The organism is Micromonospora sp. CA-263727, assembly GCF_050942455.1.
In the GTDB taxonomy this organism is placed as follows: Bacteria; Actinomycetota; Actinomycetes; order Mycobacteriales; family Micromonosporaceae; genus Micromonospora.
In genome coordinates this window covers 5,995,032-6,010,783 of sequence record NZ_CP192031.1, presented here as the reverse complement: position 1 = coordinate 6,010,783, position 15,752 = coordinate 5,995,032, and the positions used below count along the sequence as shown (strand labels likewise).

12 protein-coding genes are annotated in these 15,752 nt (G+C 75.1%); 9 read left to right on the top strand and 3 right to left on the bottom strand.

The genetic code is table 11. From position 1 onward, the window contains the following. Window positions 1-57 precede the first annotated feature (57 nt). From ACQPYA_RS26250 to ACQPYA_RS26240, 3 genes are all read left to right on the top strand, one after another. On the top strand, window positions 58-1,707 hold the full coding sequence (locus ACQPYA_RS26250) for a trypsin-like peptidase domain-containing protein (RefSeq protein ID WP_433529733.1): 1,650 nt from the start codon (window positions 58-60) through the stop codon (window positions 1,705-1,707). Window positions 1,708-1,878: 171 nt separating this feature from the next. Further along, window positions 1,879-2,553 (top strand): BON domain-containing protein, encoded by a 675-nt coding sequence (locus tag ACQPYA_RS26245; RefSeq protein WP_433529732.1) that lies wholly within the window; start codon window positions 1,879-1,881, stop codon window positions 2,551-2,553. Between the two features lie 157 nt (window positions 2,554-2,710). Then, entirely contained in the window at window positions 2,711-3,772 is a 1,062-nt protein-coding gene (locus ACQPYA_RS26240) for a glycosyltransferase (RefSeq protein WP_433533628.1), read from the top strand. A 356-nt stretch (window positions 3,773-4,128) separates the two neighbouring features. Here ACQPYA_RS26240 and ACQPYA_RS26235 read toward each other — a convergent pair whose 3' ends face one another. Then, window positions 4,129-5,778 (bottom strand): serine/threonine-protein kinase, encoded by a 1,650-nt coding sequence (locus tag ACQPYA_RS26235; protein ID WP_433529731.1) that lies wholly within the window; start codon window positions 5,776-5,778, stop codon window positions 4,129-4,131. Window positions 5,779-5,870: 92 nt separating this feature from the next. On the opposite strand from ACQPYA_RS26235, the gene ACQPYA_RS26230 reads away from it, so the two are divergent. From ACQPYA_RS26230 to ACQPYA_RS26205, 6 genes are all read left to right on the top strand, one after another. After that, the gene (locus ACQPYA_RS26230; protein ID WP_433529730.1) at window positions 5,871-6,701 is read left to right on the top strand and encodes a patatin-like phospholipase family protein; all 831 of its coding nucleotides are present in this window, start codon (window positions 5,871-5,873) and stop codon (window positions 6,699-6,701) included. Continuing rightward, window positions 6,701-7,717 (top strand): 1-acyl-sn-glycerol-3-phosphate acyltransferase, encoded by a 1,017-nt coding sequence (locus ACQPYA_RS26225; protein ID WP_433529729.1) that lies wholly within the window; start codon window positions 6,701-6,703, stop codon window positions 7,715-7,717. Before ACQPYA_RS26230 ends, ACQPYA_RS26225 begins: the two co-directional genes overlap by 1 nt. A 9-nt stretch (window positions 7,718-7,726) precedes the next feature. Further along, on the top strand, window positions 7,727-8,047 hold the full coding sequence (cutA, locus tag ACQPYA_RS26220) for a divalent-cation tolerance protein CutA (RefSeq protein WP_433529728.1): 321 nt from the start codon (window positions 7,727-7,729) through the stop codon (window positions 8,045-8,047). A gap of 48 nt (window positions 8,048-8,095) precedes the next feature. Continuing rightward, a complete protein-coding gene (locus ACQPYA_RS26215) occupies window positions 8,096-11,899 on the top strand; it encodes an SCO7613 C-terminal domain-containing membrane protein (protein WP_433529727.1) in 3,804 nt (1,267 codons plus the stop codon). 63 nt (window positions 11,900-11,962) lie between these two features. Beyond that, entirely contained in the window at window positions 11,963-12,256 is a 294-nt protein-coding gene (locus ACQPYA_RS26210; RefSeq protein WP_433529726.1) for a 4a-hydroxytetrahydrobiopterin dehydratase, read from the top strand. After that, window positions 12,253-13,401: an FHA domain-containing protein gene (locus ACQPYA_RS26205; protein ID WP_433529725.1), complete on the top strand. Its 1,149-nt coding sequence runs from the start codon at window positions 12,253-12,255 to the stop codon at window positions 13,399-13,401. Before ACQPYA_RS26210 ends, ACQPYA_RS26205 begins: the two co-directional genes overlap by 4 nt. 65 nt (window positions 13,402-13,466) lie before the next feature. Here ACQPYA_RS26205 and rocD read toward each other — a convergent pair whose 3' ends face one another. Beyond that, on the bottom strand, window positions 13,467-14,681 hold the full coding sequence (rocD, locus tag ACQPYA_RS26200; RefSeq protein ID WP_433529724.1) for an ornithine--oxo-acid transaminase: 1,215 nt from the start codon (window positions 14,679-14,681) through the stop codon (window positions 13,467-13,469). Next, the gene (gene ddaH, locus ACQPYA_RS26195; protein WP_433533627.1) at window positions 14,678-15,493 is read right to left on the bottom strand and encodes a dimethylargininase; all 816 of its coding nucleotides are present in this window, start codon (window positions 15,491-15,493) and stop codon (window positions 14,678-14,680) included. Before ddaH ends, rocD begins: the two co-directional genes overlap by 4 nt. Window positions 15,494-15,752: the final 259 nt, after the last annotated feature.

Below are 15,752 nucleotides of genomic sequence, written 5' to 3'. Positions count from 1 at the left end.
AGCCAATGCTCAGCCCAGTCCAAGGCGGGTCGCAGAGGTATGGGGGAGGGTAGGGACATGACCGAGTACGAGTCCGACCCGCGGCGGCCGGCCCCCACCGACGCCGAGCCGTCGCACCCCGAGCTGTCCCGCGCCGAGCGCGCGCAGTCCGACTCCCCATCCGTTCCCTGGACCGGCAGCGACGCCGATCCGGCCGCGGAGGCGCCGACCATCCAGGTCCGGGCCGTCGAGGAACCAGCCACCGTCGAGGCGCCGTCCACCCCCCTCGGCGGATCGGGCGGTGAACCGACGCTGGCGGGGCTGCCCGTTGCCGGCTCGCCCCCGCCGGCCCAGTCGCCCGCGCCGGCCCAGCCGGTCTCCGGCCAGCCCAGCTGGTCCCCGGCCGGTCACCACCCGTACCAGCCCGGCCACGCTGCGCCCGGCGCACCCTGGCACCCGGGCCAGCCCGGCTGGGCCGGTGCGACGCAGTCCCCCGGGTCGCCCGGTGCGCAGTCCGGCTGGCCCCACGCCGGGCAGCCGGCAGCGCCCGGCACCCAGTCCGGCTGGGCCGGTGCGGCGCAGCCGGGGTCGCCCGCCGCCGGGTACCCGGGGCAGCCGGGCGGGCCGCCCACCGGCTACCCGGGGCAGCCGGCACCGTGGGCGCCGAACCCGTCCGGCGGACCCCGTCCCGGCCGGATCGCCAAGATCGTCGGTGCCGGCGTGGCGGTGTTCGCGCTGATGCTCGGCAGCGGTGTCGCCGGTGGTGCGCTCGTCCTGGCCCTCAGTGACGGGACCACGGTCACCCGCACCTACTCCGCCGCTCCGGTCATCGACAGCGCCGACCTGCCGCGGATCGCCGCATCGGTACAGGACAGCGTCGTGTCGATCACCACCGGGAGCGGCGAGGGCTCCGGCGTGGTGCTCAGCGCCGACGGCTTCGTACTGACCAACAACCATGTGGTCGCCGAGGGCGGCGACACCGTCCGGGTGATTTTCGCGGACGGCACCAGCGCCCAGGCCCAGGTCGTCGGCACCGATCCGAAGACCGACCTGGCGGTGCTGAAGGCGAGCGGGGTGAGCGACCTCAAGCCGGCCACCTTCGGCGACAGCGACGCGATGCAGGTCGGCGACCAGGTGCTCGCCCTCGGTAGCCCGCTCGGCCTGCAGGGTTCGGTCACCGCGGGCATCCTCAGCGCCCGGGATCGCACCATCCAGGCCGGTAGCGGGCAGCAACTGCCCGGCCAGGCGGTCAGCTCGATCTCGGGTCTGCTCCAGACCGACGCACCGATCAACCCCGGCAACTCGGGTGGCGCCCTGGTCAACACCCGGGGCGAGGTGATCGGCATCAACACCGCGATCGCCACCTCGGGTCAGGGCAACACCGGCAACATCGGGGTGGGCTTCGCCATCCCGAGCAACAAGGCCAAGGACGTCGCGGACAAGCTCCAGCGGGGCGAGAAGATCAGCCACCCGTCGCTGGGGGTGAGCGTGAGCGGCGGACCCGACGGGGGCGCGCTGGTCAACACGGTCACCCCGGGCAGCGCGGCCGAGCGGGCCGGGCTCCAGCGCGGCGACGTGATCACCCGGTTCGGCGACACGGTGATCAACGACTCGAACGACCTGGTCGGTGCCGTCCAGGCCGGCAAGGTCGGTGACCAGGTCGAGGTGACCTATCAGCGAAACGGGGCCGAATCGGTGGCAACCGTGACGCTCGCCGAAGCGTCATAACCTCAGGACCTCCCTCCCCTCGGGGCGGTGGGTGGCGCGGCCAAGGGGGTTGGTCGCGGCGCCCGCCGCCCCGCCCTCGTTCCGGCCGGTTCACCCCGGGCGGGTGAGCCACCGTCACCCCGTCGCCCGGCAGCCTCGGCCGTGGAGATCTTCGAGGCGTATGGGGGTGCCATGACCAGCACGGCAGCGGCTGCCCGGACCGACGACCAGATCCAGCGCGACGTGCTCGACGAACTCGACTGGGACGCGCAGGTGCGCGCGACCGACATCGGGGTCACCGTGCACGACGGCGTGGTGACCCTGACCGGCTCGGTGGAGAGCGCCGCCCACAGCTGGGCGGCGGTCCGCAGCGCGCAGCGGGTACGCGGGGTCCGGGCGGTCGCCGACGAGATCGAGGTGCGGTCGCTCGGCCCGGTCGGCGTCACCGACGAGGACCTGGCGATCGCGGCCAGCCGGGCGCTGGAGTGGAACAGCTTCGTGCCGGCCGAGCGGCTGGACCTGACCGTCGCCGACGGCTGGGTCATGCTGCGCGGCGAGGTGGAGTTCGGCTGGCAGCGGCGTACCGCCGAGCGGGAGCTGCGCCGGCTGCGGGGCGTACGCGGCGTCACCAACCTGGTCGAGGTCCGTCCCGTCGCCCGGCCGGACGCCGACCGGGTCCGCCGCGACGTGCAGCGCGCCCTGCTGCGCGGCATCGGCACCGAGCGGGTGACCGTCGAGGTACACGGTGACACCGTGATCCTGGCCGGGGTGGTGCGCTCCTGGTGGGAGCGGGACCAGGCGGAACGGGTGGCGTGGTCGGCCGAGGGGGTGTGCGCGGTGCGGGACGAACTGCTGGTGGGCGGCTGAGCGCAGCCGTGATGTCCGGTTTGCCGGGGCCAGCGCCGGGAAATCGCTTCGATCCCCGATCCCGCCCCGTGCGGACCGGAGCGGACGCCAGCACAGACCGACGGGAGGGCTCGTGGCCGACAACCATCCCGCTGGGGAGCGCCAGCTGCGGATCGCGATGGTGGTGCCGCCCTGGCTGTCGGTGCCGCCGCCGGGCTACGGCGGACTGGAGCAGGTGGTGGCCGGTCTGGTGGACGCCCTGGTCGACCGGGGGCACGCGGTGACGCTGGTGGGGGCCGGTGCGGCGCATGGCACGGCCGCCGAGTATCTCGCCACCCTCGACGAGTTGCAGTACGACCGGCTCGGCGAGTCGCTGCCCGAGCTGGCCCACCTGGCCCGGGTGAACCATCTGGTCAGCGCGGCCGACTTCGACATCGTCCATGACCACACCACGATCGGCCCGCTGGTCGCCGGGCGGCGGGAGGTGCCGACCGTGGCGACCGTCCACGGCAACCCGGTGGGCGAGTACGGCACGGTGCTCAGCGACACCGATCGGGGCGTCGGGCTGGTCGCCATCTCGCACGCCCAACGCCGGCTCAACCCCCGGCTGCCGTGGGTCGGCACCGTGCACAACGCGATGGAGATCGGCTCTTTCCCGCGCAAGAGCGCACCCAGCCACGGCCCGGTGCTGTGGCTGGCCCGGTTCAGCCCGGACAAGGGGCCGGAGCTGGCGATCCGTGCCTGCCGGGCGGCCGGTCTGCCGCTGGTGCTGGCCGGTAAGTGCAACGAGCCAGCCGAGCGGCGCTACTACGACGAGGTGGTCCAGCCGATGCTCGGCCCGGACGTCAGGGTGGTGCTCGACGCCGAGCGGGAGGCCGTCCTGCAACTGCTGGTCGAGGCGCGTTGCCTGATCATGCCGATCCAGTGGGAGGAGCCGTTCGGCATCGTGATGCTGGAGGCGATGGCGACCGGCACGCCCGTGGTGGCGCTGCACCGGGGTGCGGTGCCGGAACTGGTCCGGTCGGGGGTGACCGGGCTGGTCTGCGAGCGGGCCGACGAACTGCCGGCGGCGCTGCGCGAGGCGTCCCGGCTCGACCCGGCCGACTGCGTGGCGCACGTCGCGCGGACCTTCTCCACCGAGCGGATGGCGACCGGCTACGAGGCGGTGTACCGCCGGTTCCTGGCCGCGGCGACCCCGCGCAGCGCCGTCCGGGAACCGGCCCGAGTGGCGCCGGGCTGAGCCTGGGACGGTTGCTCAGCGCGCGTCCGGGACGCCGGTTGCGCGAGCGCGCCCCTGGTGGCGGCAGGCCCGGGGCGTCCCAGCTGGTGGTGTTCTTCCGGACCGTGAGGTGGTCTCTTGACGTCCTTTGCTCTGCGTCAACCGCCGCAACGGTCGCTTTCCGTGGTCGCGCACCCGGGCAACGTCTGGTCGTGCTCCGGGACGGGGTGTGGCCGTGCTCCCGGGGTCGGATGTGGCTGCGGCACGGGGGACGTCGTCCAGGACGGCGGCTCGGTGCCCTCTGCGGCTGGGCCCGTGGTCCGGTGGGTTGGCGCTTGGCGTGGGAGTGCTGCTCCGCCGAATCCCCGGACGCCCGGTCAGACCTGCGCGGCGCCGAGCGCGGCGATCGCCGCGTCCAGCTCTTGGGCGTACGCCGGACTCAGCCCCTCCTCGCCCAGCCGGGTGGACACCTTCTCGCGCAACCGGGCGACTCCCGGCCCCAGTTCGCCCTCGCCACCGGTCACCGCCCGGGTGAGGTTGCGCAGCTCGTTGCGGAGGTCGAGGGCGACATCGTCGCGGATCCCGCCATCGGCGAGGCCGGCGCCGATCACCGCTTCGAGGCGGTTCGCGGCCTCGACCAGCGTGTCCGGGCCGCTCGGCGGGCTCGGTGCGGACGTCGGCGCCGGCTGTGTGGGCGAGCTGTCCGGCGGCGGGACGGGTGGCTGCTCCGTGGCGCTCTGGTCTGGTGGAGTCGGCCCGGCCGGTGGGGTCGGCTCCGCGGTGGGCAGCGCGGCCGGCGGGTCGGGGTCGTCCGGCAGCAACGCGGGCACCGCCAGCGCCGCCCCGATCAGCACCGCCAGCGCCGGCACGACGAGCGCCGGGCGCAGCACGGGCCTGCGCCGCCCGTCGGTCGAGCCGGATCCCGGCCCGCCGCCGTCGGGTGCGCCTCCGGACTCTCCGCCGGCCCCGGCGCTAGCCGGTCCCGCTGTGCCCCGCCCGACCCCGGCGTCGACCGTGCCCGGCCCGGCCGTGCCCGGCCCGGCTGTGCCCGGACCGACTCCGGTGGTGGCCGGAACCGACCCGGTGGTGGCACCGGTGACCGGGGCCGCCCCGACCGCTCCGGTGGTGCTGGGCGGCTCGACCGCGGGGAGGGTGACGGTGGGGGCGAGCATCGTGTTGGCCTGCGGATCGGCGGGCAGCATCTGGTCGCGCAGCACGGTGGCCACCTGTCGGGCGGTGGGCCGGTCGGCCGGGTCGCGGGACAGGCAGCGCAGGCAGACCCCGGCCACCGCCGGTGGCAGGCCCGGTGCGCCGGCCAGCGTGGGCGGCGCGATCTCCGCCAGCGCGGTGCCGAGCTCCTCCCAGGTCTCCGCCGGGTACGGCACCCGGCCGGTCAGCATCTCGTGGAGCAGCACCCCGAGGGAGTAGACGTCGGTCGCCGGCTGGGCCGGGGCACCGTCGAGCCGCTCCGGCGCCACGTACGCGGGGGTGCCGAAGGTGGCGCCGTCCTCGTCGTCGTCCGGTGCGCCGATCCGGGTGGCGATGCCGAAGTCGAGCACCTTCGCGCCCACCTGCGTCATCATCACGTTGGCCGTGGTGACATCCCGGTGGACAATGCCGAGCCGGTGAGCGGCGGCGAGCGCGTCGGCGATCTGGGCCCCGATCTCGACCGCCTCGACCCAGGGCAGCGGCCCCTCGGTGAGCCGGAACTCCAACTCCTCACCGGAGAGCAGTTCCATCACCACGAACGAGGTGATGGTGCCGTCCGGCGACACCGTCTCGCCGTAGTCGTGCACCGACGTCACGTGCGGGTGGACGAGCTGCGCGGCGGCCCTGGCCTCCTCGCGGACCATGTCGCGGAACCGGACGTCCGCGGCCAGCGACGGGGCGAGCACCTTGAGTGCGACCACCCGGTCGAGCACCTCGTCGTGGGCCCGCCAGATCACCGACATCCCGCCGGCGCCGATCTGGTCGATCAGCCGGTACCGGGTGGCCAGCAACCGGCCAGGCTGCAGTGCTGGCTTCACGGATCGCACCTGCCTCATAGGTGGAAGCGGTATCAGGTTGCGCGAATGTTGCCGCCCTGTCAACGGCGCACGGGCGTGCCAGGATGAAGGGCATGGTGCGGGGACCGGTGGCGTTCGTGCTCGGGGGCGGGGGCGTCCTCGGCGCGGTCGAGGTGGGCATGCTGCGGGCGCTGTTCCGGGCCGGGATCCGGCCGGACATGGTGCTCGGCACGTCGATCGGCGCGGTCAACGGCGCCCTGGTCGCCGCCGACCCCTCCGAGGCGGTCACCGACCGGCTGGTGCGGCTCTGGGCCTCGCCCGAGGCGAGCGAGGTGTACGGCGACTCGGTGGCCCGGCAGCTGCGCCGGTTCGCCACCCGGACCCACCTGCACTCGCCCCGGCCGCTGCGCAAGCTGCTGGAGAGCGAACTGGGCGCGGAGACCACCTTCGCCGATCTGAAGATCCCGTTCCGCTGCTGCGCGGCGAACATCGAGCGGGCCGCCGAGCACTGGTTCGTCGGCGGGCCGCTGGTGCCGGCCGTGCTCGCCTCCGCCTCGGTGCCGGGGCTGCTGCCGCCGGCCCAGATCGGCGACCAGCACTACGTCGACGGTGGGATCGTCAACTCCATCCCGATCGGCGAGGCGGTGACGGCCGGCGCAGGCCGGATCTTCGTACTCCAGGTTGGCCGGATCGAGCGGGCGCTGGCCCCGCCCCGGCGGCCCTGGGAGATCGCCCAGGTCGCGTTCGAGATCGCCCGCCGGCACCGGTTCGCCCGGGAACTGGCCGCGCTGCCCGACGGGGTGGAGGTGCACGTGCTGCCGACCGGCGGGCTGGAACCGCGCGACGACACCCCGTGGGCGTACCGGGACATGGCCGCGGTGGGCCGGCGGATCAGCCGCGCCTACTCGGCCTCCCGGCACTACCTGGCGAACCTGGAGCGCTGATGCCCCTACCGCCGCGATGGGTCCGCCGGCTGCTGTTGGCTCCGGGCGTGGTGCTGCTCGCGGTCCTGTTGGTGACCACGGTGCCGGTGTGGGCGTTGGTGGCCCTGGCCGTGTCACCGTTCGTCCCCGGGCGGCTGCGCCCGCTGCGCGTGTTGTGGGTCGCCTTCTTCTACCTGTTCTGGGACGCCGCGGCCCTGCTCTGCCTGTTCGTGCTCTGGGTGGCCGCCGGGTTCGGCTGGCGGGTGACCTCACCGGCCTTCCAACGGGCCCACTACGTGCTCGCCGGCTGGTTCCTGCGGGTGATGTTCTGGCAGGCCCGATGGACGCTGCGGCTGCGCATCGAGGTGGTCGGCACCGACCCGGACACGGCCCTGCCCGGCCGGCCCGAGCTGGTGGTCTGCCGGCACGCCGGTCCGGGCGACTCGTTCATCCTGATCCACGCGCTGGTCAACTGGTTCCGGCGCGAGCCGCGGATCGTGCTCAAGGACACCCTCCAGTGGGATCCGGCGATCGACGTGCTGCTCAACCGGCTGCCGAGCCGGTTCATCGCGCCCGGCCGGGACGGCCGGGGCCCGCTCACCGAGCAGGTCGGGCACCTCGCCACCGGGCTGGACGACGACGACGCCTTCGTGATCTTTCCGGAGGGCGGCAACTTCACCCCGAAGCGCCGGCTGCGGGCCATCGCCCGGCTGCGGGACCGGGGCCACGAGCGGATGGCGGTGAAGGCGGAGGCCATGCAGCACGTGCTCGCCCCGAAGCCCGGCGGGCTGCTGGCGGCGCTGGACGCGGCCCCGGACGCCGGGGTGATCTTCGTGGCGCACACCGGCCTGGACCGGATGCTCACCGTCGCCGACGTGTGGCGGGAACTGCCGATGGACAAGCGGCTGGTGATGCGGTTCTGGTCCGTGCCGCCGGAGGAGATCCCGTCCGGGCGGCAGCAGCGGATCGACTGGCTGTACGACTGGTGGAGTCGGATAGACGAGTGGGTCGCGACGAATCGCGACGATCCCACGTAGGGTGCGCAGGTGGACCAGATCAGCGTGGTGACGACGGTGGTCGACGCGCGGTCGGTCGCCGACCTGCTGGCCGCCGCCGCCGTGGCCGGGCGGCTCGCGGCCTGCGCCCAGGTGGGCGGCCAGGTGGAGAGCACCTACTGGTGGCGGTCCGGAGTGGAGACCAGCACCGAGTGGTCGGTGCAGTTCAAGACCGCGCCGGACCGGGTCGACGCGCTGGTGGAGCAGATCCGCGCCGGCCACCCGTACGAGGTGCCGGAGATTCTGGTCAGCCGGGTCGACTGCGGTCACCCCGGGTATGCCGCGTGGGTGTTCGAGCACACCCGTCCCTGAGTACGCGCACTCTGGCGCGGACGGGGCGGGTCCGCCGAGGATGACCGGGTGAACAACGGCTACCCCTGCCCGGCCTGCGGCGCACCGGCGAATCTCGACTCCGGCTGCACCGGATGCGGCCGGCCGCCGCACCCCGGCGCCGCCGAGGTGATCCGGCTCGACCGGGAGATCCTCGCGCTCGGCGGCGAGGTGGAGCGGGCCCGCCAGGCGTACGAGGAACTGGCCGGGCGACTGACGACGACCCGACGGCGCCGGGCCGAGCTGGCCGCCGCGGTCCGGGCGGAGTTTCCGGCACCGGTCGCGGCCGGGCCGCCGGGCGTACCGGCCGCGACGCCGATGGCCGCCGGGTGGCCGCCGGCCCCGGTGCTGCGTCCCGCGCCGCTGCCCGTCCCGGCGGCGCCGGTCGCTCCGGGTGGGGCGGAGACCTCGACCCGGACGGTGCAGGGTCTGCTCTTCGTCCTCGGCGGACTGCTGCTCGGCACGGCGGCGACGGTCTTCACGGCCGTGGCCTGGGCTTCGGTCGGGGTGGCCGGCCGGGCGCTGATCCTGCTGGCGGTCACCGCGCTGCTGCTCGCCGTGCCGCTGGTCGCGCGCTGGCGCGGGCTGCGCGGCACCGCCGAGACGTTCGCCGCCGTCGGGCTGCTGCTGGTGGTGCTCGACGGGTACGCCGCCTGGACGGTGGACCTGTTCGGGGTGGCCGGCTGGCCGGGCAGCCGGTACGCCGCCTTCGTCGCGGCGGCCAGCGCGGCGGTCGCCGCCGGATACGCCCGGCTCAGCCGGCTGACCGTGCCGTGGTTCGCCGCGCTGCTGGCCGGGCAGCCGGTGCTGCCGCTGCTCGCCGCCGAGGCGCGACCGGAGACGGCCGGCTGGGCGGTGGTCTTCGTCGGGGTGGCACTGGTCGACCTGGCGGTGGTCGTCGCGCTGCGGCGTCGGCCGGGGAACGTCGCGGGCGAGGGGGCCACGACGACCTCGGCGGTGCTGATCGCCGGGCAGGTGACCGCCGGGATCGGGTACGCCGGTGCGGTGCTGCTCGCCGGGGGCTGCGCGCTGGTGCCGCTGCTGGTCGGCCGGGCGGGCGGCGTACCGCTGCTGGCCGGCGGGCCGATGCTGCTGGTGGCGCTGACCGTGTTCGGCGCGGCGTTGCTGGTCGGCGGGGGGACGGCGCGGGCGGTGGCGGCCGGGGCCCTGGTGCCGGTGCTGGCCGGCGCGCTGATCCGTCCGGCGGGAGAGCTGCGCCCGTCGCTGCTGCTGCTGGTGGCGGCGCTGGTCACGGTGCTGCTGGCCGGTGCGGTTCGGCTGCTCCCGGCCGGCTGGCGGGCCGGCCCTCGGGTCGGCGCGTTGCTGGTGGCTGCCGGTGGGGCGACGTTGACGACGCTGGCGGCGGCGGTGCTGGCCGGTGCCACCGTCGGCCGCTCGTTGCCGCCGTGGCGGGGGGCCACGGCGGGGCCGGCGTTCGCCTGGGGCTGGCAACTCCCGGTCGCGGTGGCGCTGACCTCGGCGGCGGTGGTCTGGCTGCTGCCCCGGTCCGTCCGGCCGGCGGTCGTGGCGGCCGGCGTCGCCGCGACGGCGCTTGCCGTGCCGGTGGCCTGGGCCGCGCCGTGGCCGGCCGTGGTCGCCGTCGACCTGGTGGTGGGGGCGGTGCTGTTGGCCGCCGCGGTGGCCCGCCCGGTGGTACGGGGGTCGATGGCGCTCACCCCGGCGTCGGGCGGCGCCGTGCTGCTCGGGCACGGGCTGCTGGTCGGGCTGGCCGCTCCGGGCGGGGCCGGCGCGGCCTGCGCGGTGATCCTGACCGTCGGTCTCGGCGTGGCCGCCCTCGGCCGGCGTGGTGGGCTGGCGCAGCGCACCGTGGCCGGTTTCGGGCTGGTCGCGGCGGTGCTCGTGGTGCCGGCCGGCGCGGCGGTCGCGCTGATCGGTGCCGGCGCGCCGCCGTGGTGGCAGGCACGGGCGGCGCTGGCCGCCGTCGCGCTGCCGGCGGTCGCGCTGCTCACCCTCCGCCGGCACTGGCCCGACCTGTGGGCGTACGCCTCGGCCGGTCTCGCCGTGGCGGCCGTGTTGACCGGAGTGTCGCCGGTTGCCGTGCCGGGCGACGATCCGGTGACGGTCTACGCGGCCGGGGCGGCGCTGCTGGTCGCGCTGGCCGGGTTCCGGGCCCGACTGTTGGCGGTGCTGCCGGTGGCCGGTGTGGGGCTGGCCGCCGTGGCGGTGCTGGCCGCCGTCCCGGTGGCCCTGACCGCGCTGGTGACCCCGTACGGCCCGCCACCCGCCCCCTGGTCCGGCGTGCCGGCCGTGCAGCCCGCCCCGGGCGCGGTGCCGGTCGGCGTGGCGCTGGCGGTGCTGGCCCTGGCCGCCGCGCTGGCCGCCTGGCCGATCGCCCTGACCGTTGCTGCCGCTGGTGACGCGGGCGTTCCCGCGGGCGTTGGTGCCGCTGCTGGCGCGGGTGCTGCCGCTCGTGCTGGTGCTGGCGGTGCTGCCCAGGGTGCTGGTGGTGCCCAGAGTGCTGGTGGTGCCGAGGGTGCTGGTGGCGGGGAGAGCTGGTGGCGGATCGGCCGGGCCGGTGCCGGGCGGGTGGCCGCGACGGTGCTGCCCTTCGCGGCCGTGGCGGGGCAGGTGCTGCTCGTCGCCGCCGGCGCGCCCTGGCCGGTGGTGCCCGCGGTGGCGCTGGTCGCCGGGGTCGCCCTGCTGCTGGCGACCGCGTTGCTGGCGGCACGGTCGCCGTTCGTCGGTGCGGCCGTGCCGGTGGGGCTGGTGCTCTCCGGGGCCGGGCTGCTCAATCTCCAGGCGACCCGGGCCGGCACGCTGGCCGGGCTGGGACTGCTGGTGGTGGCGGCGACCGTGGTCGGGGTGGCGGCGCGTCACGCCCTGGTGCGCCTGGCCGGCTGGCTGATCGCGGTCGCGGCGGCGACCGGGTTCGCCGTCACCGCCCCGCTCGCCGCGGGGCTGCCGCTGCGGGTGGCCGCGTTCGCGGTGCTCGGCGTGGCGGCCCTCGCCCTCACCCTCGCCGCGACAGTGCCCGCCCGCCGCCGGACCGCGCCGGTCCCGACGCCGCCTGCCGCGCCGGCTCCGGCGCCGCCTGCTGCGTCGGTCCCGTTCCCGCCTGCCGCGCCGGTCCCCGCTCCGCTTGCTGCGCCGGGCTCGGCTGGGTCGTTCGCGTCCGGTTCCGCCGGTGGGTCGGCGGTGGCCGGGGCGGGGTTGCTGCGGGCGGCGCTGGATGCCGCCGCGCAGGCGGTGGCGCTGCTCGCGCTGCTGCTCACCGTCGGTGCGCCCCGGCACGCCGCGACGATCTGCGTGCTCTGGGGGGCCGCGGTCGGGCTGCGGCTGCTGCGCCGGGACGAGTCGACCGGGCGACGGTGGGGCTTCGCCGGTATCGCCGGGGGCAGCGAGCTGCTCGCCGTCTGGCTGCTGCTGGTGTCCGGCGGGGTGACGGTGCTGGAGGCGTACACCGTGCCGTTGGCGGCGCTTGCGCTCTCGGCGGGCGCGGTGGCGCTGCGTACCCGGCCGGGGTTGACCAGCTGGCTCGCGCTCGGCCCCGGCCTGGCCGCGGCGCTGCTGCCCAGCCTGGCCGCCGTGCTGTTCGGCCCGGACCCGCAGCCGTGGCGACGGCTGCTGCTCGGCGCCGCCGCGCTCGCCGCGACGCTGCTCGGGGCGGTCCGTCGCTGGCAGGCGCCGGTCGTGGTCGGCGGGGCGACGTTGACCCTGCTTGCCCTGCACGAGTTGGTCCGCAGCTGGGACCTGCTGCCCCGGTGGGTCTTCCTGGCCGCCGCCGGCCTGACCCTGATCGGCCTGGCCGCCACCTACGAGCGCCGCCGCCGCGACCTCCTCCGCCTCCGCTCCACCCTGACCCGGATGACCTGAGCCCGTCGATCTTGGTGCGGACGTGTCTCTTCCCGGCCGGAGGTGCGACGGTAGGGTCTGGCCATGGCAGACGTGCTCACCGCCGAGGCGGTGCGAAGCGAGCTGGGCGGGTTGACGGGCTGGTCGGGAGATCCGACCGGGATCACCCGCACGGTGGAGCTGGCCAGCTTCCCGGACGCCATCGCGGTGGTCGACCGGGTCGCCGTGGCGGCCGAGGAGCGGGACCACCATCCCGACATCGACATCCGGTGGCGGACCCTGACCTTCCGCTGCGTGACCCATTCGGCCGGCGGCGTCACGACGCGTGACGTTGAGCTGGCCCGCCTGATCGACGAGATCGTGGAGGCCGCCCGATGAGGTTCGAGATCAGCAAGGTGCTGGACGCGATCGAGGGGCGGGTCTGCACCGACCCGCAGCTGGCCCGCGCGGTGCTCGACCTGGCCGAGATCATCCGATACCAGGATCTCGACGGCGGACGCCCGGCCAGCACACTGCGCCTCGGCATGGTCATCGACGCGCTGGCGCGCAGCATGGAGGAGGACAGCGTCCCGGTCTACGCGGTGGTGCACCGGGGCGTGCTCTCCGACGCCGACCTGACCTCCAACGAGCGGATGGTGGTCCGCCGCTGGGCCGACGACGGCAAGGTCGAGGTGCTCGACAACCCCGGTGACCGGATGCTGGAAGTGGCCGACCTGCTCGGCCTGCCGGTGCTCAGCCGGGTCCGTTTCGACGGCCTGCGCGGACGGTTCCCCTGGCTCGTCGAGCAGCCGGGTCGGGCGCTCGCCCCGGTGCCGGGCGCCGGTGGCCCGGTCTTCATCGCCCACGTGGGCGGCGGCCACACGCCGGTCTCCGGGCCACCGTCGCCGGCCGGCGCCAAGCTGCTCACCCGGGAGTGGCGGTGCTCGGAGTCGGGCTGCACCCTCTTCGGTGGCGGTGGGGGCGGCGGGGCCTTCGCCGACCTGGCCGCGGTGGACCGCGTACCGGCCGGTCAGCCGCCACCGTCGCTGCGCAACGGTGTGCCGACCTGCCCCCGGCACGGCAGCCGGCTCCGCGACGCCGGTCCCCGGCCGCGCAGCGAGGTTCTCGCGGTACGCGTCGGCGGCCTGACCCGGCGCCGCTTCGTGCTCACCGAGGAGCAGCCGGCGGTGGTCGGCCGGGCGCCGGACGGCTCCGGCGGGATCATGCTCGGGCAGTGGCTCAACGACGAGGCCCGCCGGTGGATCAGCCGCAGTCACGTCCGGTTGGAGCTGCGTGGCGGCGACGTGGTCGTCACCGACGTGAGCACCAACGGCTCCGGTGTCCGTCCGGGCGGCTCGATGGCGGAGTCGGACCGGATCCCCCTGGCACCGCAGCAGTCCCGCGTCCTGGGCGCCGGAGACATGGTGGAGCTCTATCCGGGGGTGCAGATCGGCCGTCCGAGCGAGCTGCCGACGGGCGCGCCGTACAACCCCGACTCGGTCATGTCCGAGGCGCCCACCATGGCGATGCGCCTGCCCCGCTGAGGCCGGTCAAGCGACGGCGGGCGGCGGGACCGCGGTCCGCCGCCCGCCCGGGTGGTACGACGACCTCAGCCGGCCAGCACGGCGGCCAGCTGCGCCACCGCGTGGTCGATCTCCGCTTCGGTGATCACCAGCGGTGGGGCGAGGCGGATGGTCGAGCCGTGGGTGTCCTTGGCCAGCACCCCGCGCTCCATCAACCGCTCGCAGGCCGCCCGGCCGCTCATCAGCGCCGGGTCGATGTCCAGGCCGGCCCAGAGGCCCCGGCCGCGCACCGCGACCAGGCCCTTGCCGACCAGCCCGCGCAGGCCGGCGTGCAGCCGCTCGCCCAGCTCGGCCGAGCGGCGCTGGAACTCGCCGGTGGCCAGCAGCCGGACCACCTCGGTGGCCACCGAGCAGGCGAGCGGGTTGCCGCCGAAGGTGGAGCCGTGCTGGCCCGGCTTGAGCACCCCGAGCACGTCGGCGTCGGCCGCCACCGCGGAGACCGGCACGATGCCGCCGCCGAGCGCCTTGCCCAGCAGGTACATGTCCGGCACGACGCCCTCGTGCTCGCAGGCGAAGGTGGTGCCGGTGCGGCCCAGGCCGGACTGGATCTCGTCGGCGATGAAGAGCACGTTGCGTTCGGTGCAGAGCTGGCGTACGCCCGGCAGGTAGCCCTCCGGCGGCACCACCACACCCTGCTCGCCCTGGATCGGCTCCAGCAGCACTGCGACGGTGTGCTCGTCGATCGCCCCGGCCAGCGCGGCCAGGTCACCGAAGGGGACGATCCGGAAGCCGGGGGTGTACGGCCCGAAGTCGGCCCGCGCGTCCTCGTCGGTGGAGAAGCTGACGATGGTGGTCGTACGGCCGTGGAAGTTGCCCTCGGCGACCACGATGTTGGCCTGACCGGCCGGCACGCCCTTGACCTGGTAGCCCCACTTGCGGGCCACCTTGATGCCGGTCTCCACCGCCTCGGCGCCGGTGTTCATCGGCAGCACCAGCTCCTTGCCGCAGAGCGCGGCCAACTCGCGGCAGAAGTCGGCGAACTGGTCGTGGATGAAGGCCCGGCTGGTCAGCGTGAGCTTGTCGAGCTGGGCGTGCGCGGCGGCGATCAGCGCCGGGTGCCGGTGGCCGAAGTTCAGCGCCGAGTAGCCGGCCAGGCAGTCGAGGTAGCGCCGGCCGTCCACGTCGGTCAGCCAGACGCCCTCGGCGGAGGAGATCACCACCGGCAGCGGGTGGTAGTTGTGGGCGGTGTACCGCTCCGCGTCCTGTACCGCGGCCGGAGTCCGCAGCATGTCCTCGATCACTTGCTTGCCTTTCCCTGACGGAGTCGCAACGTGCAGCACTTCGGCCCGCCGCCGGCCTTGCGCAGCTCGGACAGGTCGACGCCGATGGTCTCGTAGCCCCGGTCGCGCAGCTGCGCGGCCAGGTCGGTGGCCTGCGCGGGCAGCACCACGTGCCGGCCGTCGCCGACCGCGTTGAGGCCGAGCACCTCGGCGTCGGCCATGGTGGCGTGCACCGCGTCGGGGAAGAGCCGGCGCAGGACGGCCTGGCTGCCGGGCGAGAACGCCTCCGGCAGGTACGCCACGGTCCGCTCGTCGAGCACGGTCAGCGCGGTGTCCAGGTGGTAGAAGCGCGGGTCGACCAGCTGCATGGTGATCACCGGATAGCCGAAGACCTCCTGCAACTGGGCGTGCGAGGCGTGCGCGGTCCGGAAACCGGTGCCGGCGAGCAGGTAGTCGCCGGCCAGCAGGATGTCGCCCTCACCCTCGTTGACGTGCTTCGGGTCGTACAGCTCGAAGCCGGCGGCCTCGAACCAGGCCCGGTAGGCGGGCGCCTCGTCGGCGCGCTGCGGGTCCCGGAACTGCACGGCCATCGCCCTGCCGTCGATCACGGTGCCGCCGTTGGCGGCGAAGACCATGTCGGGCAGGCCCGGCACCGGAGTGATCTCCTCGACGGTGTGACCCAGGTCCCGGTAGACCTGGCGCAGCCGCTCCCACTGCCGCACGGCGAGGCCGGCGTCGACCGGGGCGCTCGGGTCCATCCAGGGGTTGATCGCGTAGTCGACGGCGAAGTACGTCGGCCGGCACATCAGGAAGCGCTGGCGGGTGGCGTCCATCGTCATTGTCCTGCTCCCAGGGCTCGGGCGCGCCCGGCCACCGTCGGCCGACGGGCTGGCGCCGTTGCTCAACGTTATGCGCCGCAGAACCACAGAATCCACCGAGAACCCTTGCACAGGCCGGCTGATCGTTGTGTCTCCTGCGGTAGCAGTGGTGGATCGTTGCGTTGTCGCTTCCCCGCTCGGGCAAGAGCGGACCAGCTTCCTCACCGTCAGTGGCCGCCGCCCCAGGGCGGCATCGGCCGCTCCGAAGATGATC